This is a genomic window from Alphaproteobacteria bacterium (assembly GCA_033344895.1).
GTDB lineage: Bacteria > Pseudomonadota > Alphaproteobacteria > UBA8366 > Aestuariispiraceae > Pacificispira.
On record JAWPMN010000001.1, the window covers coordinates 2,945,438 to 2,966,678 of the forward strand.

Sequence of the window (21,241 nt, forward strand, 5' to 3'; positions counted from 1 at the left end):
CGGTTCGATAGATGGCGAGCGAGACGGATCACGACGCGCGGCGAAAGGCCAAGCGCCCGCCCGCCTATACGGCGGAAGATTCCAGGAAGGGCGTTGAGACCACGCCACCGGATCGGGTCGACGTTGACTCCGATCCGCGCGGTGCCGGGCTTCTGGCGCCGGTGGATGATGGCCGTTCCGATCCTCACGCAGGCCGATCCGACCGGGATTTGTTGTCGCCCGAGGCACTGCAGCGCCATATCGATACATCCAACGCCGCCAATGATACGGCGCAGGTCTTGCGCGAAGCCGCGCGGGAAGGTTCCGAAGCGGCGGGCGTTGCGCCGCGGCGCCGTGACCGCGATGGCGCCCCTCCCGCGGGCGAAGAAGAAACCGAATCCATGGCCGCCGAACGCCGCCAAACGGAACGCCGTTCGCGCGGAAGAGACGGCAAGGATCGCCGAAAGGGCGGCACAGGGTGGCAAATTCGTCCCACCCCCGGCACGAAGGATGACCCGCTTCTCGGCTGTCTGACCATTCTTTGCACTTTGCTGGAACGGAACATCTCGTCCGAGGCGCTGACTTCCGGCCTGCCGCTGGTCGATGGCATGCTGACGCCCGAACTCTTCCAGCGCGCAGCGGAGCGCGCGGGGATTTCCTCGCGTCTTCAGCGTCGCGACCTCGATCGCATCACGAAGCTTTCTCTCCCTTGTGTCCTGTTGCTCAGCCGGCAGCGCGCCTGCGTACTGACCGATATCAAGCGCAATGAGGGGCGTGCGACCATCATCCTTCCGGAAATGGGCGCCGGAACCCGGGACGTCGATTACAAGGAATTGACCGACGAATATGTCGGTTACGCCCTGTTCGCGCGGCCGGAGTTTCAGTACGACCGACGCGCCCAGGACGATCGTGTCGCCGATCCCAAGGGTTGGTTCTGGGGGACGCTTTTGTCGTCCTGGAAGCTGTATATCGAAGTCGGCATCGCCGCGATCATGATCAACTGCTTCGCCCTGGCCAGCCCGCTCTTCGTGATGAACGTCTATGACCGCGTGGTGCCGAACTTTGCGGAAGCAACGCTATGGGTCCTCGCGCTCGGCATATCCATCGTCTACGGATTCGACTTCCTGCTGAAGCTCATCCGCGGCTATCTGGTCGACGTCGCCGGAAAGACGGCGGATACCAAGATCGCCTCGCGCCTGTTCCAGCAGGTGATGGGCATGAAGATGGCAAACCGGCCGCCATCGGCCGGGGCCATGGCCAATACGATGCGGGAATTCGAAAGTCTGAGGGAGTTTTTCACGTCCTCGACCATGACGGCGCTGATCGATTTTCCGTTCATCTTCCTGTTTCTGGGTGTCATCGCGCTTGTCGGAACGCCGCAAATCGTTGCGATCCCGGCCATCATGGTATTTGTCGCCATTCTGGTCGGCCTGGTCGTCCAGATACGGATGCGCAAGATCGTGCAGGAGACCACCCGCGAGGCGCAGCAGAAGCACGCAATCCTGATCGAGGCGATATCCGGCGCGGAGACCATCAAGTCCACGGCCTCCGAAGGCCGAATGCAGCGCAGTTGGGAGACCTTCGTCGGCAAGACGGCGGGCTCCGCCATGAAGGCCACGCGCTATTCCCAGTTCGCGACAAATCTCAGTGGCCTGTTCACCCAGTTTGTCACCGTCGTCGTCGTCTTCGCCGGGGTCTATGAGATTCAGGAAGGCAACATGTCGGTCGGTGCGCTGGTGGCCTGTACCATGCTGTCGGGCCGCGCTATGGCGCCGCTGTCGCAGATTGCAGCCATCGCAACCCGGTTCAACCAGGCGCGGGAGTCTCTGATCGCGCTCGACAAGATGATGCAGACGCCGGTCGAACGCCCCGAGGGGCGGACCTTCGTACACCGGCCGGAATTCAACGGCACGCTGGAATTCAAGAACGTCAGTTTCACCTATCCTGAGGCCAAGACCGCCGCGCTGAACGATGTGTCGTTCAAGATCGAGGCGGGGGAAAAGGTCGGCATCATCGGGCGGATCGGGTCCGGGAAGTCGACCATTGAGCGGCTGCTGCTGGGACTCTACGACCCGGATCAGGGGTCCGTTCTGGTCGACGGGACCGACGTTCGGCAGATCGACCCCGCGGACTTGCGGCGTGCGGTCGGTGTCGTCCCGCAGGACATCTATCTTTTCTTCGGATCGGTGAAGGAAAACATCTCCATCGGCGCCCCCTATGCCGATGACACGGCCATTCTGCGCGCGGCGCGCATTTCGGGTGTGGATGAATTCGTATCCCGGCATCCGCTGGGCCTCGACCTGCCGGTTGGCGAGCGCGGCATGACCCTGTCCGGCGGTCAGCGCCAGGCCGTCGCTGTGGCCCGCGCGCTGCTGCTGGATCCACCGATCCTGCTGCTGGACGAACCGACAAGCGCGATGGACAACACGACCGAAGGTCGGTTCAAGGCGCGGCTGGGCACGGTTCTGACCAACAAGACCCTGATCATGGTCACGCACCGTGGGTCTCTGCTGACCCTGGTTGATCGGTTGATTGTCATGGATGGCGGTCGGATCGTCGCCGACGGTCCGAAGGAAATCGTCATGGAAGCCTTGGCGTCCGGGCGGATCCAGGCCGCGAAAGTATAGACTTCTGACCGCGTTGGGCCCAAATTCAGGGGACGAATCGAGGACGGACGAAACAGATGTCTGCTGGAAGTTGGGATGACGGCATTTTTGAAGCCGAAAGCAAGTCGGGTGTCGGTCGCGGCGCGCGGCTCTGGGCGCATGTTCTGCTGTTTGCCATTGCCGCTTTCTTCGTCTTTTTCCTGACCTGGTCCTATTACGCGGTTCTCGACGAAGTGACGCGTGGTGAAGGCAAAATCATTCCGTCCGGACAGACCAAGGTCGTGCAGCACTTCGAAGGCGGCATCGTGGCCGAGATTCCGGTGCGTGAAGGCCAGATCGTCGAAGCGAACCAGGTTCTGATGCGCGTTGAAAACCGCTTGGCCGAGGCCGAACTGGCCGAAAAGACGAAGCAGTTCCTCAGCCTGCAGACGCAGGCGGCGCGGCTTCAGGCCGAAGCCACCGGTGCCGAGAGCATCAATTTCCCCGAGGACGTTCTGCAGCGGGCCCCGGACCGCGCCCGGGATCAGATCGACGTTTTCCAGACCAATCTGGCGGAACTGCAGGGCAAGATCCGCATTCGTGAAACGCAACGGACTCAGGCGCTGCAGGAACTGCGTCAGAAGACGGCGCAGGTCGCCCAGATCGAGAACCAGTTGGCGATCGCCCGCGAGGAACTGGCACTGGTCCAGCCGCTGGTGGCCAGTGGCGCGGCCTCCCAACAGGAACTGCTGACGTCACGACGGACGGTGGTTCAGCTTGAGGCGGAGCTGGAAGATGTCCAATTGTCCATTCCGCGCATCCGGTCTCAGATTCAGGAAGCGACAACGACGATCCAGCAGGAACTCTCGGCCTTCAGAGCCAAGGCGCAGCAGGAACTCAGCCAGGTTCGCGCTGACGCCGAGCGGCTGCGCGAGGAACTGAGCGCCGGCCAGGATCGGGCGCGCCGAACGGAAATCACCTCGCCGGTCCGCGGGACGGTCAACAAGATCCTGATCAATACGATCGGCGGGGTCGTCAAACCCGGGGATCCGGTGGCGGAGGTTGTGCCGCTGGAAGACTCGCTGCTGGTTGAGGCGCGCATTCGTCCATCCGACCGTGCGCAGCTGTATCCAGGACTGCCCGCGGTAGTGAAGGTCTCCGCCTATGACTTCTCCATCCATGGCGGACTGGATGCCGAACTGGTCGATATCTCCGCCGATACCATTCTGGACGAGGATGGTGAGCCCTATTACCGCGTTCGACTGACCACCAACGAGACCAGTCTCGGCGAGGACAAGCCGATCATTTCCGGCATGACGGTCACGGTCGATATCATCACCGGCGAAAAGTCCGTGCTGGATTATCTCTTGAAGCCGATCCTCAAGGCGCGGGACAACGCCCTCAACGAACGTTAACAAGTGGACGCCCGGCTGGCCGGGCGCAGAACAAGAAATTCACACGGATCGTGGGGGACGGTATGGCGGGTCGTTTGAATGCCTATACGGATGAAGAACTGACGCTGGGCGGCGCCGCTGACGGACCGCTGCGCGGCACAAGCTTTGCCGTGAAGGACCTATACGACATCGCAGGCACGGTCGCGCAATGCGGCAATCCGGATTGGGGACGAACCCATGGACCGGCCGTAAGCCATGCCGAAGCTGTTCGCCAGTTGCTTGCCGCCGGCGCCTCCGTGCGCGGCAAGACCATCACCGATGAGTTCGCCTTTTCGATCGTCGGCGAAAACCATCATTTCGGGACGCCGGAAAACGTGAATGCGCCGGGCCGCGTCTGCGGCGGCTCGTCCAGCGGATCTGCTGCCGTAGTCGCCGGTGGCCGTGTCGATTTCGCTCTCGGGACGGATACAGGTGGGTCGGTGCGGGTCCCGGCGAGTTTCTGCGGCCTTTTCGGTCTTCGACCAACCCATGGAAGGGTATCCCTCGAGGGGGTGTTTCCGCTGGCACCATCCTTTGACACCGCCGGTTGGTTCGCCCGTGAACCGGGATTGATGCGGCGCATCGGCTCGGTATTGCTGACCGGGAAGGCAGGAAGCACGACGCAGCCTTCAAGACTGGTTTATCCCACGGATGCCTGGGAGCAGGCGGACCCGGAAACCCGGACCGCTCTTGGCAAGGCGCTGAAGAAGTTCGAACGCCGTTTCGGCCCGGCCGAGCCGATCCGGTTGAGCGAAAGTGACGGTCTGGAACGCTGGTTCGAGACCTTCCGGGTCGCTCAGGGCGCCGAGATTTGGCGCACGCTCGGCGCTTGGATCGAAGAGGTACAACCGGAAATCGGGCCGGGAATCAAGGAACGGCTCGTATGGTGCTCCGGCATTGATGCCGACGCCCGAAGAGCGGCGGAGTCGGAACGCGATCGGATCACGGATCGTGTGAATGAGGTGACGCGGGACGGCGCCGTTCTGGTGATGCCGGTTGCGCCCGGCCCAGCGATTCCTGCCGGTCAGGCGGCAGTCGCGTCCGATTCCGTTCGCGCCAAGATCATTCGCCTGTCCGGGATCGCGCCGCTTGCCCGCGTTCCGCAGCTATCCATGCCCGTCGCCAAGGTGGATTCCATGCCGGTGGCACTGTCCCTGATGGGCGCGCCGGGGGCGGACGATATGCTGTTGGCGATGGCGGATGCGTGCTGCGGAAACGCCGTGGACGGCATTGCCCCATTGTTGGACTGACCTCTCCCGGGGGGGCGTCAGACCGGAAACTTCACTAGGGAGTGAAACGGCACGTCGATTTCCTGGGCTCCGCCCAGCCCGTCCAGTTCGATGATGCAGGCCACGCCCGCGACTTCGCCGCCGACCTTTCGAATCAGGTCGACCGCCGCGCTCATCGTGCCCCCGGTCGCCATCAGGTCGTCCAGGACGACGACGCGCTGACCCGGCTTGACCGCGTCGTTCTGAATTTCGACAGTGTCCGTGCCGTATTCCAGTTCATAGACGTGGCTTACGGTCTTGCCCGGCAGTTTGCCCTGCTTGCGAACCATTGCGAAGCCGAGCCCCAGTTCCAGGGCGAGCGGTGCAGCGGTAAGGAAACCGCGGCTTTCGATCCCGACCAGGAGTTCCGGCTCCCAGGTCCGACAGACTTCGGCCAGCTGGTCGACACAGGACCGCCAGGCTTCAGGATGTGCCAGCAGCGTGGAAATGTCGTAAAACAGGATGCCGGGCTTCGGGAAATCCGGCACAGTTCGGATATGTTGCGCAATGTCCATCGCTGCCTCTAAAGTCCGCATTAGCTGGGGAGTGAAACGCGCGCATCCTATAGACGTTACCATGGAGCTGCAACGCGTGTGGCAGAGGGGATGACAATGGCTGCCGACGGTTGGATGCGCACCGAAAGCGGCGAAGGGGCACTGACCGTCCTTGCCGGCGGGTCCTGGACAGTGACAGGCTCCGCATCTCTCAATGAAGTCGTGGAAAGCCTGAATACGGGGGCGGCCCGGCGGGTCGTTTTCGATCTGTCCCGGATCGAGCGGCTGGACAGCGCCGGGGCCTGGCTGCTGTTCAGGACGGCATCGCGCCTGCGGGAAGAAGGTATCGAGGCGGATTTCACCGGTGTTTCTTCAAAGCATCAGCCGCTGCTGGACATCGTCGCGGATCGCCAGAACGGGGATGCGGCGCCCGACCCTCGTCCGAACGCCCTGTTCCTGCTGCTGGAGAGAACCGGGCGCGGTACTGTCGAGGCGCTGACCAAGGGCATGGAGTTGCTGAACTTCATCGGCATGGTCACCCTGGTATTCTTTCGCGCATTTGCCTCTCCGGGGCGGTTCCGCCCGAAGGCACTGGTAACCCAGATCGAACAGACCGGCCTCAATGCGCTGCCGATCGTGGGGCTGCTCTCCTTCCTGGTCGGGGTTGTGCTCGCCTATCTGATGTCGGATCAGCTGCGCCAGTTCGGGGCGGAGGTCTTTACCGTCAACCTTGTCGGTTTATCGATGCTGCGCGAAGTCGCCGTTCTCATCACGGCCATCATGATCGCCGGGCGTTCCGGGTCCGCCTTCACCGCTCAGATCGGCACGATGAAGGTCAATGAGGAGATCGACGCGATGGGGACGCTGGGCCTCGACCCGATCGAGGTTTTGGTGCTGCCACGTATCATAGCCCTGATGATCACGCTGCCGGTCCTGACGTTCTTCGCCGATATCATGGGGGTTCTGGGGGGCGGCGTGATGACCGTGCTGGCCCTGGACCTGACACCGACCCAGTTCGTCACCGCCCTGAAGAACGCTGTCGAACTGAACGATTTTCTGGTCGGCATGGTGAAGGCGCCGGTACATGCCTACATCATTGCGGTAGTCGGTTGCTACGAGGGTCTGAAAGTGCAGCGCACCGCAGAGAGCGTCGGGCGCCAGACGACGACTTCGGTCGTGGAATCGATCTTCCTCGTCATCGTCGCCACCGCCCTGTTCTCCATCCTGTTCTCGGCCCTGGGGATCTAATGCGGTGACCGACGACGACATCTCCATTCGCATTCGCGGACTGCGCACCCAATTCGGATCCCAAGTGATCCATGACGGGTTGGATCTCGACGTACGCCGGGGTGAGGTCATCGGCGTCGTCGGCGGCTCGGGGACGGGCAAGTCGGTCATGCTGCGTGAGATCATCGGACTGCAACGACCAAGCGGCGGTCAAATCGAACTGCTGGGCACCGATGTCTGGAATGCGAGTTTCGCCGAGCGTACGCAAATGCGCACGCGGATCGGTGTTCTGTTTCAGGATGGCGCCCTGTTTTCGTCCCTGACCGTCGCCGAGAATATTCAGGTGCCGATGCGCGAGCATCTCGACCTCCCGAAAAACCTGATGGACGAACTGGCCGCCTTGAAGATCGCGATGGTCGGACTTCCGCCGGAAGCCGGGTCGAAGCTGCCGTCGCAATTGTCGGGGGGCATGCGGAAGCGGGCAGGGCTGGCGCGCGCCCTGGCACTGGATCCAGATGTCGTCTTCCTGGACGAACCGACGGCCGGTCTGGACCCGATCGGGGCCGCCGCCTTCGACCAGCTGATCCGCTCGTTGCAGGCCAGTCTGGGGCTCACCGTCTATATGGTGACCCACGATCTCGACAGCCTGGCCGCGATCTGTGACAGGATTGCAGCCCTTGTAGACAAACAAGTCACGGTCGGTACCATGGCGGAGCTCATGCGCGACGATCATCCGTGGCTTCAGGAATATTTCCACGGACCGCGCGCCCGGGCTGCCGGCGGCGTTGCGGCCGAATAGACGGGGGACGGCCTAAGCGTATGGAAACACGTGCCAGTTTCGTCATAGTCGGGGCCTTCGTCCTCTCGTTCTTCGTTGCCATTGTCTTGGCGGTCGTATGGCTGGCGGATGTCGACATCGACGACGATGTGGTGCTGTACGACATCTTCTTCGAAGGGTCCGTTTCCGGCCTGTCGGTCGGCAACCCGGTCCGCTATGGCGGGATTCCCATCGGTATCGTGACGGATATGCGCATCAGTCAAGACCGGTTCGGTGAGATTCAGGTAATCATCGAAGTGCCAGAGGACACGCCAATTCGGCAAGATGCGGTCGCCAGGCTGGAGTATCAGGGGATTACCGGCGTCGGGTTCATCCAGATCGACGGCGGAACCGAATCGGCACCGCCACTGACCGCCAAAACGGGACAGGAAAGAGCAGAAATCCGTTCCGAGAAGTCCTCCCTTCAGCAGGTTTTCGAATCGGCGCCGGAAATCATGGCTGACCTTGAGGTCCTCGCGGAACAGGCGACGAAACTGCTGAACGATCAGAATGTTGCCCATATCCAGAACACGCTCGCCAACATCGATCGGTTCTCGAACGCCCTCGGCGACAGTTCCGAGGATGTCGCCCTGATCCTGCAGGAAGGTGCCAGCACGATGGAACAGTTCCGTCGGACGGCGTCCGAAGCGGAGCGCTTTGTCGGTGCCTTCGCGGACCGGTCGGAATCCCTGGCCAGTGCTACGGAAACGACGGTGATGGAGGCCCAGGCCCTGGTCCTGGACATGCGCGCCTTCACCCAGCGCCTCGACTCGCTGGCGATGAAGGCGACGCCGGTGCTGGAAAATGCGGACGCCATGATCCAGGGATATGCCGATCTGGGGGCAGACATGCGCGGCGAGGTAGCCAGACTGGCGTCGCAGCTTTCCGACACGCTGGACCGAATGGACGGCATGATTGGTAAGACCGACACGCGAATCGCCATGCTTCTGGAGCGGGCACAGCAATCGCTTGCCAATGTCGATACGACCCTGAAGACCGCCGACAACCGGATCAACGACGTCGCGGATACTGCGGAGGCAACGCTGACGGATTATTCGGATCTGGCCGGTTCGGTTGCCCCGATGGTCGAAAATGTTGCCCGTGACGCCTCTTCCGCCGTGGCCAATTTCAGTTCGATTTCCGCTGATCTCAGACTGGCGGCGACGAACATTGCTGCCGCGGCGGACGAAGCAAAGAACCTGATTGCGGAGAACCGGGACCCGGTTACCAGCTTCACCAGCACGGGCCTGTATGAGTTTACGCAGCTTCTGGCCGACATGCGGACGCTGGTCGCATCGCTGAGCCGCATCACCAATCAGATCGAACGGGATCCGGCACAGTTTTTCTTCGGAGACTCGCAGCAAGGATATGAGGTCCAATGACGCGTTCCCGAGACTTTTCAGGCTTCTCGAAGATGCATGTGCCGACCCGGCGTCAACTGGGCATCGGAATGGGGGCGGCGTTGCTGCTTGGCGGCTGTTCCGTCGCGCTTCCCGGAAGCGGCGCGCCACCGCGTATCTACGTCCTAACGCCGAAGAGCACATTCGGTGAGGAGATTCCCAACGTCGACTGGCAATTGCTGATCGAACCGCCGCAGGCGGCGGCCGGCATATCGTCGGCACGCATTGCCTTGCGTCGATCGCTGATCGAGCTTGAATATTTCGCACGGGCCGCCTGGACCGATAGCGCGCCGGCCATGATCCAGACGCTCATGATCGAAAGCTTCGAAAACTCCAACAAGATCGTGTCGGTCGGCAGACAGGCCATCGGTCTGCGCTCGGATTTTATCCTCAAGACCGACCTTCGGGAGTTCCAGGCCGAATTCATGGACGAGAACGGCAATCCGTTGCCGTCAGGATCGCCGCCGAATATCCGCATTCGGATGAATGCCAAACTGGTCAAGATGCCTCAACGCACCATCGCCGGATCGCGCACGATCGAGTATGTCCTGCCGGCGCCGGGATCGTCCATGGTCGACATCATTGCGGGGTTCGATGAGGCCCTGGGGAAGACCCTGAAGCGGATCGTCGGCTGGACGCTTGAGGAAGGACAGCGTATCTACTCCGCATCGGGTGACTGAGGTCTTAACGCCGGGAGCAGCGATCATGACGCATGTATTCCATCGGGCCTGCGGCGCACCGCCGCCAACCGCCGTGAAGGGCGACGGCTGCTATATCGTCGATGCGGACGGCAAGCGCTATCTGGATGCATCGGGTGGGGCTGCGGTCAGCTGCCTCGGCCATTCTCATCCCAAGGTGATTCAGGCGATCAAGGATCAGGTCGACGCCATCGCCTTTGCTCATACCGGCTTTTTCACGAACGATCCGGTGGAGAAGCTGGCGAGCTTCCTGGCGGAACGCGCCCCGGGCGACCTCGACTATGTCTATTTCGTCTCGGGCGGGTCCGAGGCCATGGAAGCCGCCTTGAAGCTCGCCCATCAGTACTTCTGGGAAAAGGGCGAAGGTCAGCGGCGTCACTTCATCGCCCGGCGCCAGAGCTATCATGGCAACACGCTGGGGGCGCTGGCCGTCGGCGGCAACATGTGGCGGCGGGAGCAGTTCGCGCCGATCCTGATCGACGCCCAGCATATCTCGCCCTGTTATGCGTATCGCGAAAAGAAGGACGGTGAGAGCCTGGAAGAATACGGCAGACGGGCGGCCGACGAACTGGAAGCCCGCCTGCAGGAAGTCGGGCCGGAAAATGTTGTCGCCTTCGTCGCGGAACCGGTGGTCGGTGCGACGGCGGGGGCGCTGGTCCCAGCGCCGGGATATCTGAAGCGAATCCGCGAAATCTGTGACCGTCATGGCATCCTGCTGATCCTGGATGAGGTCATGTGCGGCATGGGACGGACGGGCAGTCTCTTTGCCTGTGAGCAGGAAGGCGTTGCGCCGGACATCTTGGCGACAGCAAAGGGGCTGGGCGCCGGGTATCAGCCGATCGGGGCCACGCTTTGCACGCGTGAGATCTACGACACGATCCGTGACGGGTCGGGTTTCTTCCAGCATGGTCATACCTATATGGCGCATCCCACCGCTGCCGCAGCCGCCCTCGCGGTGCAGCAGGTGATCGAAGAGGACAACCTGCTTGAAAATGTTCGAAAGCGGGGCGTGCAGTTGATGGAGCGTCTGACGGCCCGGTTCGGCAACCACCCGAATGTTGGCGACATACGCGGCCGGGGCCTGTTCATCGGTCTTGAACTCGTTGCCGACCGTGGAACGAAGGAGCCGCTGGATCCGGCGCTGAAGATTCATGCGGCGATAAAGAAACATGCCATGGCACGCGGGCTGATGTGCTACCCGGGCGGCGGCACGATCGATGGCAAGCTCGGGAATCACATCCTGCTGGCGCCGCCCTTCATCATCGATGACAGCCATGTCGAGGAAATCGTCGAGAAACTGGGCGGTGCGGTTGATGATGCCCTGGCCGGTGCCGGGCTGACCTGATCCATGTCTTCGTCGGACAAGACCGCAGGTCTGCCACCGCTGATTCTCGCGGTCGCACCCAATGGTGCGCGCAAGACGAAGGCCGACCATCCGGCATTGCCCATGGGGGCGGACGAGATCGGTCGAACCGCGGCGGCCTGTCAGGACGCCGGCGCGTCGATGATCCATCTGCATGTGCGCAACGCCGAAGGCACCCACACGCTGGATGCCGAGCTATATCGAGATGCCATAGCGGCGGTTCGTCGTGAAGCCGGGGACGGAATGATCGTTCAGGTCACATCCGAAGCTGTCGGCATCTATGCCGCCGAGCAGCAGCGTTCGATGGTACGTGACGTTCGGCCGGAGGCAGTATCACTGGCAATCCGGGAACTGGTGCCCGATGCCGATAGCGAACGCGACTTTGCCGAATTTGCCGATTGGATGCGTTCCGAACGTATCGCGCCGCAATACATTCTGTATGACGACAAGGATGTGCGCCGATATGCCGATCTGCGCCGCCGTGGTGTAATCACCGATGAGGCGCCTTTCGTTCTGTACGTGCTGGGTCGGTACAGCAAGGGGCAGACATCCGAACCCTCGGATCTGCTGCCGTTTCTGACTGCCGCTCAGGATGAGGCGTTGCAGGTACACTGGGCCGTTTGCGCCTTCGGGCCCAAGGAAGCGGCCTGTGCGCTGACGGCGGCTGCCCTGGGCGGAAACAGTCGAATTGGGTTCGAGAACAATCTCTACCTTGCGAATGGAGAGGTCGCACCCGACAATGCGGCCCTGATCGAGCAGGTCGCAAATCAGGCGGAACTGGTGGGGCGGGAACTCGCCGGTCCGGCAGCGGCCCGTAAAGTACTAGGGATGAAATAGGGGGAACGATGTTGGGCATTCGGAAAACGGCGCTGGGCGCGCTGACGGCCATGGGACTGGCTCTCGGCGGGCTTGCCGCGGGCAGCGCGTCGGCGCAATCGCCTTCGACGAGCGTCGATCTCGCCATTCCGGGTGCCGGGGAACGGTTGCTGATCGGCGGCGGGCTGCCTTTCGGGCTTTATTTTCCGATGGCCGGAACCCTGTGCCGGCTGATTGAAACCGGCGCAAATCCGCAGCCCTGCGCTGTCGCCAGCCTGTCCGACAGTGCGGCGGCCATCGATGCCCTGACCTCTGGTGAGATGCCGTTCGCCATCGTGCAGAGCGACTGGTTGCACCACGCGGTTCATGGCACCAGCCGCTACCAGGAAACCGGCCCGTCGGAGGACCTTCGAGCCGTAGCCGCCTTCTATACCGAAGCCTTTACAATATTCGTCAAGGCAACCGGACCGATTGCCAGTCTGGAAGATCTCGAGGACAAGCGCGTGAGTGTCGGTCCCTCCGGCAGCTATCGCGGTATCATGGCGGATGTGGCGCTGGACGCGGCCGGGCTGGACCGGGACGATCTGGCCGAAGCCAGCGGTGAACCCGTCGTCGACGCGATTGAACGGCTTTGCGATGGGCGAACGGATGCCGTTGTGGTCATGGCCGTGCATCCTGCCGAGCTGTTGACCTCGGCCGGGCGCCGCTGCGGGATCGCCCCGCTTTCCTTTGCGGACGGGGAAGTTTCGGAGATGCTGGGCGCCTTGCTTGGCTATGCCGAAGTGATCATCCCGGCAAAGACCTATCCCGGCCAGACCGTGCCGGTGCGTACGGTCGGACTGCGACCGGTCCTGGCGACGACCGTTGATGCCGACCCGGCGTTGGTCGGGGCGCTGACGACGGCGATCACGCGGGGGCTGGACCGACTGAATGCGTCGCATCCGGCCTTTTCAACAATCCGTGTCGAGGACCTGACGACCGCGTCATCCTTCGCTCCGTTGCATCCTGCGGCGGCTCAGGCGCTCGGGGCAGGCGGGCAGTAGTCGCTCGTCCTCTCTCAACCTTACCGGCAGGCAGTCCGCGTCGATTGACGTCATTCGGGCGGCACGGCATACTTTTTCCAAGAAGAAGATAATTGACCGCGAACTGGCTTCATGGGGACATACCTCAGAGGCAAGAAATGCGGGTAAGGAACAGGGTGAACAATCTCGCCGACAACGCCTGGGCAGCAGGCGGGCATCTTGGCATCCGCCGCCCTTTATGCCGGATCTCTGGGATTCTGGCGCTGGTAGTGATCGGCCTTGTCCTGGTCGGCACCCTCGCCATGCCCGCCCATGCGGCGCAGAGATTCGTGGTCGTCGGTACTGGCGGCGTAACGGGCGTCTACTTTCCCGCAGGGGGCGCTCTGTGCCGTGTAATCAATAATCAGCGCAAGGACCACGGCATTCGATGCTCCGTCGAGGCAACGGCGGGGTCGGTTTACAATGTCGGCGCCGTCATGGACGGGGATCTGGATCTGGCGATCGTCCAATCCGATGTTCAGTTTCAGGCCTATCGCGGCGAAGGACCCTTCGCCGGCGCCCCGCAAAGGGATCTCAGGGCCCTGTTTTCGCTGCATCCGGAGGCCTTTACCGTTGTCGCCCGCGCCGGATCCGGCATCACCGCATTGCGGGACCTGGAGGGGAAACGGGTCAATATCGGGAATCCGGGCTCCGGTCAGCGCAGCGTAATGGAAACTGTGATGGCGGGTCTGGGCTGGACGATGGCCAGTTTCGCTTCGGCATCCGAACTGACATCCCGCAACCAGGCGCAGGCGCTCTGCGACGGAGAGGTCGATGCCATCGTCTTCATGGTCGGCCATCCCAACGCGTCCATTCGCGAAGCATTGTTTACCTGCGACAGCTATCTGGTGCCCGTCGATGGGCCGGAAGTCGCGGCGATTCTTGCGGATGACCGGAATTTCGGTCCCGTCGAGATCGATCTTGCATTGTATGGCCGGTCGGGAGAGCCGGTGCCAAGCTTCGGCGGGCTGGCGACGGTTGTCGCCTCCAGCCGGACAAGCGACGATGATGTCTATGCCATGGTGCGTGCGGTGTTTACCGATCTGGCAGGGGTAAAGGTGCAGCACGACGCGCTGGCACGGCTGGAGCCGGAGACGATGGTAGCGGAAGGGCTCTCCGCGCCCCTTCATCCCGGCGCGGAGCGATACTTCAGGGAGGTCGGGCTGGTGCAGAACTAGCCTGACGCGCCCGCAAGGAATGCGCGTCGCCGATTGGCGGCGGGTGTGGAAAGGGGTTGGCCGCGGCGGAGACTGCGCCAACCCGCAACGAGAAAGAGAACCGGGGGGCAACCCGCAGACTGGTACAGGGAAACCCAAAGAGTGATTACAAGAAGGGAGTTCATAACATGATGATCAAGAAGCTGGGCGTGACGGCCGCTCTCATGGGCGCCGCCATGTTCTCCACCGCCGCGACCGCCGAAACCAATATCGTGATCGGCACCGGCGGCGAAACGGGCGTTTACTATCAGGTCGGCGGCGCGATTTGCCGTCTGGTCAACCGCGGCACGTCGGATCACGAAATCAAGTGCACGCACACGACCGGCGGGTCGGTGTCGAACATCAACGGTATCCGGAATGGTGATCTGGATCTGGGGGTTGCCCAGTCCGACTGGCAGTACCACGCCTATAACGGCACGGCGCCGGACAAGTTCCCGGAAGGTGCCTTTGAAGAACTGCGCGCGGTGTTTTCCGTCCATCCGGAGCCGTTCACCGTCGTGGCCCGCGCCGATTCCGGCATCAAGACGTTCGAAGACCTGAAGGGCAAGCGCGTCAATGTCGGCAATCCCGGTTCGGGTGCCCGTGCGACGATGGAAGTCGTGATGGAAAAGATGGGCTGGACGATGGACAGCTTCTCGCTGGCGTCCGACCTGAACTCCAAGGAGCAGGCGGCCGCGCTGTGCGACAACAAGGTCGACGCGATCGTCTTCACGGTCGGCCACCCGGCCGGCACCATCAAGGAAGCCACGACGACCTGTGATTCCGTGCTGATCGACGTCAACAACGACGTCGTCCAGAAACTGGCGTCCGACAACGCGTACTACGCGATGACGACGATTCCGGGCGGCATGTACAAGGGCACGGACAACGACGTCACCACCTTCGGCGTCGGTGCCACTTTCGTTGCGTCCACCGCGACCAGCGAAGAGACCGTCTACCAGGTCGTGAAGGCCGTCTTCGACAATTTCGACCGGTTCAAGAAGATGCACCCCGCATTCGCGAACCTGGAAGAAGCGAAGATGATCACGAACAACCTGTCCGCTCCGCTGCATGACGGCGCGGTCAAGTACTACAAGGAACGGGGCTGGATGTAATCCGGCCTTGTCCAAGTAGCCGATAAGGAGGGCGCTGCGGTGCCGGCCCGAAGCCGGTCCGGCGCCGCAGCCCCTTCATCTTTTTATTCGTTCGTCAATTTTTGGAAGCGCGAAACGCGTCGGGAAACAAAACGCAGTCGGTCGAGCAGGGGGAATAGGGCATGAGCGAGCAGAACAGCGGTTCGGGGATGAGCCAGGAGGAGTTGGACGATCTCGTCGCCTCCACCGATACGGGCGGCCGAAATCCCTCCAACAAGGGCATTCTGAAGGCGATGGCGATCATTGCCTTCCTGTGGGCGCTGTTCCAGGTCTGGATTGCCTCACCGATTCCCTATGAAGTCGGTATCGGGGTTTTCTCCAGCCGGGAAGCGCGGTCGATCCACCTGGCCCTGGCCCTGATCCTCTGCTTCATGGCCTATCCGGCCTTCAAGCGGTCGCCACGATCGTATATCCCGATCACGGACTGGATTCTTCTCATTGCCGGGGCATTCGCGGCCTTCTATCTGTTCGCCGCCGATCTGGCGATTGTCGGAGAGATCTTCGGCACCCGCCTGAGCGACCGACCCAACAATCCGAATACGTTCGATATCGTCGTCTTCTGCGTCGGCATTGTCTGCCTGTTCGAGGCGACGCGCCGCAGCCTTGGGCCGCCTCTGGCGATCCTTGGTATCCTCTTCCTGCTCTATACCTATTTCGGGGAGTATTTCCCGGGGCTGCTGGAATGGAAGGGCGCCAGTTTCGGTGCGATGGCCTATCACCAGTGGCTGTCGCAATCCGGCGTCTTCGGCATTGCACTGGGGGTGTCGACCGATCTCGTCTTCCTGTTCGTCCTGTTCGGCGCGCTCCTGGATAAGGCCGGGGCGGGCAGCTACTTCATCAAGGTCGCCTTCTCCCTGATGGGGCATCTGCGCGGCGGTCCGGCCAAGGCGGCCGTCGTCGCCTCCGGGATGACCGGGCTGATTTCCGGCTCGTCGATCGCCAATGTCGTGACCACCGGGACCTTCACGATTCCGATGATGAAACGGGTCGGCTTCAGCAACGAGAAAGCCGGCGCAGTCGAGGTCGCATCCTCGGTGAACGGGCAGATCATGCCGCCGGTCATGGGCGCGGCTGCCTTCCTGATGGTCGAGTACGTCAATATTCCGTATTTCGACGTCGTTAAACACGCCTTCCTGCCGGCGATCATCAGCTACATCGCGCTGGTCTATATCGTCCATCTAGAGGCAATGAAGCAGAACATGCAGGCGCTGCCGCGCGCGACAGAGGCCAAGCCGGTGAAACTGCAGATACTGTCCTTCCTGATGACTGCGGCGATGTTCGTTGCCATCGGTGGCGGCGTTGCCTGGCTGGCGGATGCCTATCTGGCCCTGCAATCGGCCCCTGAGCTGATGCTGGCGGCTGGTGTCGCGCTGGTCGCGCTCATCGCGCTGTGCAAAGGGATTTCCGCTTCCGCGTCCGAAGGGACCAAGGCAGCGGTGTTCTCGACCTTCACGATGGTGGTCGGGTACTGCATCGTCGGCGGCTTCTTCCTGATGTATCTGCTGGATGCGCTGGAACAGGGGCTGGACGGCGCCGGGCTGGGCTTCCTGCTGCCCTGGATCGTCGGGCTGCTGCTGATCCTGGTCTATGCCTTCCTGGTGCGCATCTGCGCGACCTATCCGGATCTGGAACCGGACGATCCGGATTCCGAGATCGTGTCTCTGCCGCTTCCAAAGCCGACCATCATGTCGGGCCTGCACTTCCTGCTGCCGGTTCTGCTGCTGATCTGGATGCTGATGGTGGAGCGCAAGTCGCCCAGCCTGTCGGCCTTCTGGGCGGTAGCCCTGATGATGTTCATCCTGATCACGCAGCGCAGTCTGTTTGCCTTCTTCCGCGGACAGACCGGCGGCCAGCTTGGGCAAGGTGTCCGGGATCTGGTCGACGGCATGATCGCCGGTGCCCGGAACATGATCGGGATCGGCATCGCCACGGCCGCCGCCGGTGTGATCGTCGGTTCCGTCTCGCAAACCGGTATCGGCAGCGCCTTGGCGGATCTTGTGGAACTTCTGTCCCAGGGACAGTTGATCCTGATCCTGATTTGGACGGCGATCCTCAGCCTCATCCTGGGCATGGGCCTGCCGACGACGGCGAACTACATCGTCGTGTCGTCGTTGCTGGCCCCTGTCGTGGTCGCGCTGGGGCAGCAGAACGGATTGGTCGTTCCGCTCATCGCGGTGCACCTCTTCGTCTTCTACTTCGGGATCATGGCGGACGTAACCCCACCGGTCGGACTTGCGTCCTTTGCGGCTGCGGCCGTGTCCGGCGGGGACCCGATCAAGACGGGCTTTGTCGCCTTCTTCTATTCCATGCGCACGGCACTGCTGCCGTTCCTGTTCATCTTCAACACCGATCTGCTGCTGATCGACGTCGGGCCGACGGAGGCGGTCCTTGTCTTCGTGGTTGCCACGGCGGCGATGTTGATATTCACAGCCGGATTCCAGGGCTACTTCCTTGCTCGATCTCGGATTTATGAATCGGTGCTGCTGATCCTGATTGCCTTCTCGCTGTTCAGACCGGGCTTCTGGATGGACATGATCATCGAGCCGACGAACAGCGTCCCGCCGGGCAGCATCGTCGAGCAGTTCGAAAGGGCAGAACCGGGGACAGAATTGCGCTTCCAGGTCGATGGGCTGGATAGCGTCGGCGAGCCGCTATCCTTCACCGCAATCGTCGAGGTCCCGGAAGGGGAAACCGGCGAGGAGCGGATTGCCAATTTCGGGCTGGAACTGCTGATCGACGGCAACGATGTGACGATCGACAATGTCTCATTCGATTCCCCGGCCGATGAGCAGGGCGTCTTCGACTGGGATCAGAAGATCGTCGATGTGAAGGTGCCGGCTGATCAACCGCCGAAGGAATTGATCTGGATTCCGGCGCTTGTGCTTCTGGGCTTCGTCGCGCTGCTGCAGTCGCGTCGCCAGAAATCCCTGGCCACCGCATAGGGAGGGAAGGATATGTACAAGAACGTTCTGCTCGCCGTTGATCTCGGCGAGGACCTGTCTTGGCAGCGGGCGCTACCGGAATCCCTGAACCTGTTGAGCGGTCAGGACGGGGTGCTCCATATCATGACGGTCGTGCCCGATTTCGGTATGACGATCGTCGGCTCGTTCTTTCCCGCCGATTACGAAAAGAAGGCGCTGAAGGAGGCTAACGAGCGCTTGCACGCCTTCGTGGCCGACCACGTGCCCAAGGGCATCAAGGTACAGCATATCGTGAAGCACGGCTCCCCGGCGGAGGAAATCCTGGAAACGGCAAAGCAGGTGCCGACCGATCTGATCGTGATCGGGTCGCACCGGCCGGGTATGGATCACGCGCTGCTGGGATCGGTCGCGTCCAAGGTCGTGGCGCGGGCGACCTGCTCGGTCCTGATAGTGCGGGAGTAGAAGAAGCCGAACGACGGTCAGACGGCGCGGTGGATCAGATCCCCGTGCCGTTTTCCGTATCTTCGAGGAAAGGCGGCGGGTCGACTTCCAATTGCGGGATCGGCAACAGCGGGTCCGTCGCTTCCGACAGTTCGAGATCAAGTCCGGTCATCGGCGTCGCGGGGGCCGGCGCCTCGGAAATGTCGGTGTCGTCCATGGGCATTTCACCCATGGTTTCTTCGCTTTCCAACGGAGGGGGCGGTTCCGCAGCTGCGGTTTCCTGTTCGATCTGGAGCGACGGCTCGAGGCTTTGCTCATTCTCCTCCAGCGGGGCCAGAGGGTCGAGCGGCGCGTTCGGATCAAGCGGCTGCAACGGGTCCAGCGGGGCCAGCGGATCGAGCGGTGCGAGAGGATCCTGAGATATCCCCGGCTGCAGAGTGGCGTTCGGATCGAAACTCGAAGCCGGCGGCGGGGCCAGTGGATCAAGCGGAGCGGAGCTGTCGGTCGGTGACAGGATCGCCCCGGGATCCAACGGTGCGCCACCATCGGAAAGGTCGTTTTCCGTGATCGGCGGCGACGGCTCGGGCGCGTTGGCAGGCATCATGCCGTCGTTCAGCAATGCCAGGTAAATCCGGTCCGCAGAGGGGGCTGCGCAATCCTGACACACCGTCAGAGCGTCGGCTCCCGGACCCTTCGTGACGCCGATGATAGAGCCGTCCGGGCCGATCATGGTCTGGCGCCAGTTGCCGCGCCCGAAGGTGTAACCCTGGCTCATCTTTTCGTAGAGCATCAGTGGTTCGGCCACCAGCCGGCCGTCTTCGGCAATGGAAAATCCGGCGGCCGCTACGGTCGCGCCGACCGGCAGGTCCCGGTCCAGCCACAGGGTCGTTTCTTCCCCCACAGCCCGATCATTGCCGTAGACGACAAGATAGCGGGATCCGATCTCGTCGTATTTGAACGGCGCGTAGGAGGAGCGCTCCCATTCGCCAAAGATGCGCGCAAGGACGTGTTTCGATTGGGCGTAACCGGCCAGAAGCTGCTCCTCGAAGCAGGCATAGGCGTCGTCCAACGCGTCGGGGCTGGGACCATTCATGCCGTCGCCCTGCGCCTCCATCGCGTGATGTCGGACGTAGCAGGCTTTTTCGTTGGCCATTTCATCAGCCTGAAGGCCAGCTGTGGCTGTCAGTCCAATGGCCAGGGTTCCGGCCCATGCAATGCAGCGCGCCGATTTCGGCCTGCGCGTTCCATTGTTGGAAAAGCCCATGATCTGCCCTCGCTCCGAATTAAACCTGCCCGGTGGAGTCGATAGACCGATTCGCACCCGATTCGGAAGGATTTTCTTGCGATTTCCGGTTGGTTCGAAACCAGTTCAGGCCGATGGCGCCGAACACGATCCATGCAATAGCCAGAAGGCTGCCGCCGACGGGGACAATCGCGATGACTGGCCGGAAGCCCGTCAAGGCGAGGACCAGAAGGCCGCCGCTGAAACAGATCAGGCCGATGCTGAACAGGACCCCCGCCGCAGTCACCAGCCTGCCGGAGTTGCGCAGGCCGATTAGCGCGCAAAGTGCCAGGGCAGGGGCATGAAGAAGCAGGTAGGTTCCGCCGGTTTCGATCCATTCGATTTCCTTGGGCGCCAGGGTGTCCTGAAGCGCATGGGCGGCCATGGCGGAAAATGCGACGCCTGCGGCGCCCGCGAGCCCTGCCAGAAACATGAAAAGTTGCGCCATCCAAGAGGCTCCGTTTCGTTGCCGATGCCAGACGCCTACCGCGATTCAGTCTGTTGGGATCGCGAAATCATGCCCATGAAACCAGACCTATGAAATCAAACCAGGCGTGGAAAACAAAAGGGCCCGCATCGAGCGAGCCCTTCTTGATCTGCGATCTAACGGACAGGTAGTCGTACTGTCGGTCAGGCGAACTGATCCACCAACTGACCCAGCGCCCGCGTCTGTTCGGACTGCTGATCCTGGTTGCCGTTGACCGTCGTTGAGTTCTCCTCGTCCACGGCCTGCTGATTGGTGCCGTTCACGCCACCGACCTGCGTGGACTGAGCCACGGCCTCGATACCGCCAACCGTCGCATCATCATTCGCGGGCTGCGCGTCGTCCTGCGCCCGGACAAGGAATTCCTGCGCGGCATTGCTCAGGACAACCGCGTCTTCCTGATCTTCCAGGGCGGCCTGGGACTCGCTCTCTTCCTGGGCGGCAGCTTCCTGAGTCCGGGCCTCTTCCTCGGCCGCAGCCTCTACACGCTGCTCTTCCCGGGCGGCTTCCTGAGACCGGGATTCCTCTGCGCGCCTTTGCGCCGCGGCCTCCGCGTCAAAGAAACTGCGGGTCGTGCCCGGATTAAATCCGCCAATTCCACCGATGTCGGCCATACCGTCAC

The 21,241-nt window shown here is 62.2% G+C and carries 18 protein-coding genes; 14 read left to right on the forward strand and 4 right to left on the reverse strand.

The window, feature by feature from the left end; translation table 11 throughout:
* Window positions 1-11: 11 nt before the first annotated feature.
* From R8L07_14165 to R8L07_14175, 3 genes are all read left to right on the forward strand, one after another.
* Window positions 12-2,606, forward strand: coding sequence for a type I secretion system permease/ATPase (locus tag R8L07_14165; protein ID MDW3206676.1), 2,595 nt, complete (start codon window positions 12-14; stop codon window positions 2,604-2,606).
* A 56-nt stretch (window positions 2,607-2,662) separates the two neighbouring features.
* Entirely contained in the window at window positions 2,663-3,979 is a 1,317-nt protein-coding gene (locus R8L07_14170) for an HlyD family type I secretion periplasmic adaptor subunit (GenBank protein ID MDW3206677.1), read from the forward strand.
* A 62-nt stretch (window positions 3,980-4,041) separates the two neighbouring features.
* On the forward strand, window positions 4,042-5,247 hold the full coding sequence (locus R8L07_14175) for an amidase (protein MDW3206678.1): 1,206 nt from the start codon (window positions 4,042-4,044) through the stop codon (window positions 5,245-5,247).
* 17 nt (window positions 5,248-5,264) lie between these two features.
* Here R8L07_14175 and R8L07_14180 read toward each other — a convergent pair whose 3' ends face one another.
* The gene (locus R8L07_14180) at window positions 5,265-5,780 is read right to left on the reverse strand and encodes an adenine phosphoribosyltransferase (GenBank protein MDW3206679.1); all 516 of its coding nucleotides are present in this window, start codon (window positions 5,778-5,780) and stop codon (window positions 5,265-5,267) included.
* A 96-nt stretch (window positions 5,781-5,876) separates the two neighbouring features.
* Between R8L07_14180 and R8L07_14185 the strand changes: the two genes are divergently transcribed.
* The 11 genes from R8L07_14185 to R8L07_14235 all read left to right on the forward strand — a co-directional run bounded on the left by R8L07_14185 (window position 5,877) and on the right by R8L07_14235 (window position 18,874).
* Window positions 5,877-7,007 carry an MlaE family lipid ABC transporter permease subunit gene (locus tag R8L07_14185; GenBank protein ID MDW3206680.1) on the forward strand — a complete coding sequence of 377 codons (1,131 nt, stop codon included), beginning with the start codon at window positions 5,877-5,879 and terminating at the stop codon, window positions 7,005-7,007.
* A 4-nt stretch (window positions 7,008-7,011) separates the two neighbouring features.
* Entirely contained in the window at window positions 7,012-7,785 is a 774-nt protein-coding gene (locus tag R8L07_14190) for an ABC transporter ATP-binding protein (GenBank protein ID MDW3206681.1), read from the forward strand.
* A 20-nt stretch (window positions 7,786-7,805) separates the two neighbouring features.
* A complete protein-coding gene (locus R8L07_14195) occupies window positions 7,806-9,185 on the forward strand; it encodes an MlaD family protein (protein ID MDW3206682.1) in 1,380 nt (459 codons plus the stop codon).
* Window positions 9,182-9,883: an ABC-type transport auxiliary lipoprotein family protein gene (locus tag R8L07_14200; protein ID MDW3206683.1), complete on the forward strand. Its 702-nt coding sequence runs from the start codon at window positions 9,182-9,184 to the stop codon at window positions 9,881-9,883. The genes R8L07_14195 and R8L07_14200 overlap by 4 nt, the downstream gene beginning before the upstream one ends.
* A gap of 25 nt (window positions 9,884-9,908) precedes the next feature.
* On the forward strand, window positions 9,909-11,246 hold the full coding sequence (locus R8L07_14205) for an aspartate aminotransferase family protein (GenBank protein MDW3206684.1): 1,338 nt from the start codon (window positions 9,909-9,911) through the stop codon (window positions 11,244-11,246).
* A 3-nt stretch (window positions 11,247-11,249) separates the two neighbouring features.
* On the forward strand, window positions 11,250-12,101 hold the full coding sequence (locus R8L07_14210) for a 3-keto-5-aminohexanoate cleavage protein (GenBank protein ID MDW3206685.1): 852 nt from the start codon (window positions 11,250-11,252) through the stop codon (window positions 12,099-12,101).
* Between the two features lie 8 nt (window positions 12,102-12,109).
* Window positions 12,110-13,123 carry a TAXI family TRAP transporter solute-binding subunit gene (locus tag R8L07_14215; GenBank protein ID MDW3206686.1) on the forward strand — a complete coding sequence of 338 codons (1,014 nt, stop codon included), beginning with the start codon at window positions 12,110-12,112 and terminating at the stop codon, window positions 13,121-13,123.
* A gap of 248 nt (window positions 13,124-13,371) precedes the next feature.
* Window positions 13,372-14,319: a TAXI family TRAP transporter solute-binding subunit gene (locus tag R8L07_14220; GenBank protein MDW3206687.1), complete on the forward strand. Its 948-nt coding sequence runs from the start codon at window positions 13,372-13,374 to the stop codon at window positions 14,317-14,319.
* A 167-nt stretch (window positions 14,320-14,486) separates the two neighbouring features.
* Entirely contained in the window at window positions 14,487-15,452 is a 966-nt protein-coding gene (locus R8L07_14225) for a TAXI family TRAP transporter solute-binding subunit (protein ID MDW3206688.1), read from the forward strand.
* A 161-nt stretch (window positions 15,453-15,613) separates the two neighbouring features.
* Window positions 15,614-18,433, forward strand: coding sequence for a TRAP transporter permease (locus R8L07_14230; GenBank protein MDW3206689.1), 2,820 nt, complete (start codon window positions 15,614-15,616; stop codon window positions 18,431-18,433).
* A gap of 12 nt (window positions 18,434-18,445) precedes the next feature.
* A complete protein-coding gene (locus R8L07_14235) occupies window positions 18,446-18,874 on the forward strand; it encodes a universal stress protein (protein ID MDW3206690.1) in 429 nt (142 codons plus the stop codon).
* Between the two features lie 34 nt (window positions 18,875-18,908).
* Here the strand turns inward: R8L07_14235 and R8L07_14240 are convergent, their stop codons facing one another.
* The 3 genes from R8L07_14240 to R8L07_14250 form a co-directional block, all read right to left on the reverse strand.
* Window positions 18,909-20,006, reverse strand: coding sequence for a hypothetical protein (locus R8L07_14240; protein MDW3206691.1), 1,098 nt, complete (start codon window positions 20,004-20,006; stop codon window positions 18,909-18,911).
* Window positions 20,007-20,136: 130 nt separating this feature from the next.
* Complete coding sequence (locus R8L07_14245) at window positions 20,137-20,583, reverse strand: DUF423 domain-containing protein (GenBank protein ID MDW3206692.1); 447 nt, start codon at window positions 20,581-20,583, stop codon at window positions 20,137-20,139.
* Between the two features lie 182 nt (window positions 20,584-20,765).
* Window positions 20,766-21,233, reverse strand: coding sequence for a hypothetical protein (locus R8L07_14250; protein ID MDW3206693.1), 468 nt, complete (start codon window positions 21,231-21,233; stop codon window positions 20,766-20,768).
* Window positions 21,234-21,241: the final 8 nt, after the last annotated feature.

Excerpts from the sequence above, each read along its gene's own strand:
- R8L07_14250 (MDW3206693.1), bottom strand. The coding sequence starts at position 21,233 with ATGGCCGACATCGGTGGAATTGGCGGATTTAATCCGGGCACGACCCGC.
- R8L07_14230 (MDW3206689.1), top strand. The coding sequence starts at position 15,614 with ATGAGCGAGCAGAACAGCGGTTCGGGGATGAGCCAGGAGGAGTTGGAC.
- R8L07_14165 (MDW3206676.1), top strand. The coding sequence starts at position 12 with ATGGCGAGCGAGACGGATCACGACGCGCGGCGAAAGGCCAAGCGCCCG.
- R8L07_14205 (MDW3206684.1), top strand. The coding sequence starts at position 9,909 with ATGACGCATGTATTCCATCGGGCCTGCGGCGCACCGCCGCCAACCGCC.
- R8L07_14195 (MDW3206682.1), top strand. The coding sequence starts at position 7,806 with ATGGAAACACGTGCCAGTTTCGTCATAGTCGGGGCCTTCGTCCTCTCG.
- R8L07_14245 (MDW3206692.1), bottom strand. The coding sequence starts at position 20,583 with ATGGCGCAACTTTTCATGTTTCTGGCAGGGCTCGCGGGCGCCGCAGGC.
- R8L07_14235 (MDW3206690.1), top strand. The coding sequence starts at position 18,446 with ATGTACAAGAACGTTCTGCTCGCCGTTGATCTCGGCGAGGACCTGTCT.
- R8L07_14225 (MDW3206688.1), top strand. The coding sequence starts at position 14,487 with ATGATGATCAAGAAGCTGGGCGTGACGGCCGCTCTCATGGGCGCCGCC.
- R8L07_14210 (MDW3206685.1), top strand. The coding sequence starts at position 11,250 with ATGTCTTCGTCGGACAAGACCGCAGGTCTGCCACCGCTGATTCTCGCG.
- R8L07_14240 (MDW3206691.1), bottom strand. The coding sequence starts at position 20,006 with ATGGCCAACGAAAAAGCCTGCTACGTCCGACATCACGCGATGGAGGCG.
- R8L07_14215 (MDW3206686.1), top strand. The coding sequence starts at position 12,110 with ATGTTGGGCATTCGGAAAACGGCGCTGGGCGCGCTGACGGCCATGGGA.
- R8L07_14180 (MDW3206679.1), bottom strand. The coding sequence starts at position 5,780 with ATGGACATTGCGCAACATATCCGAACTGTGCCGGATTTCCCGAAGCCC.
- R8L07_14175 (MDW3206678.1), top strand. The coding sequence starts at position 4,042 with ATGGCGGGTCGTTTGAATGCCTATACGGATGAAGAACTGACGCTGGGC.
- R8L07_14170 (MDW3206677.1), top strand. The coding sequence starts at position 2,663 with ATGTCTGCTGGAAGTTGGGATGACGGCATTTTTGAAGCCGAAAGCAAG.
- R8L07_14200 (MDW3206683.1), top strand. The coding sequence starts at position 9,182 with ATGACGCGTTCCCGAGACTTTTCAGGCTTCTCGAAGATGCATGTGCCG.
- R8L07_14185 (MDW3206680.1), top strand. The coding sequence starts at position 5,877 with ATGGCTGCCGACGGTTGGATGCGCACCGAAAGCGGCGAAGGGGCACTG.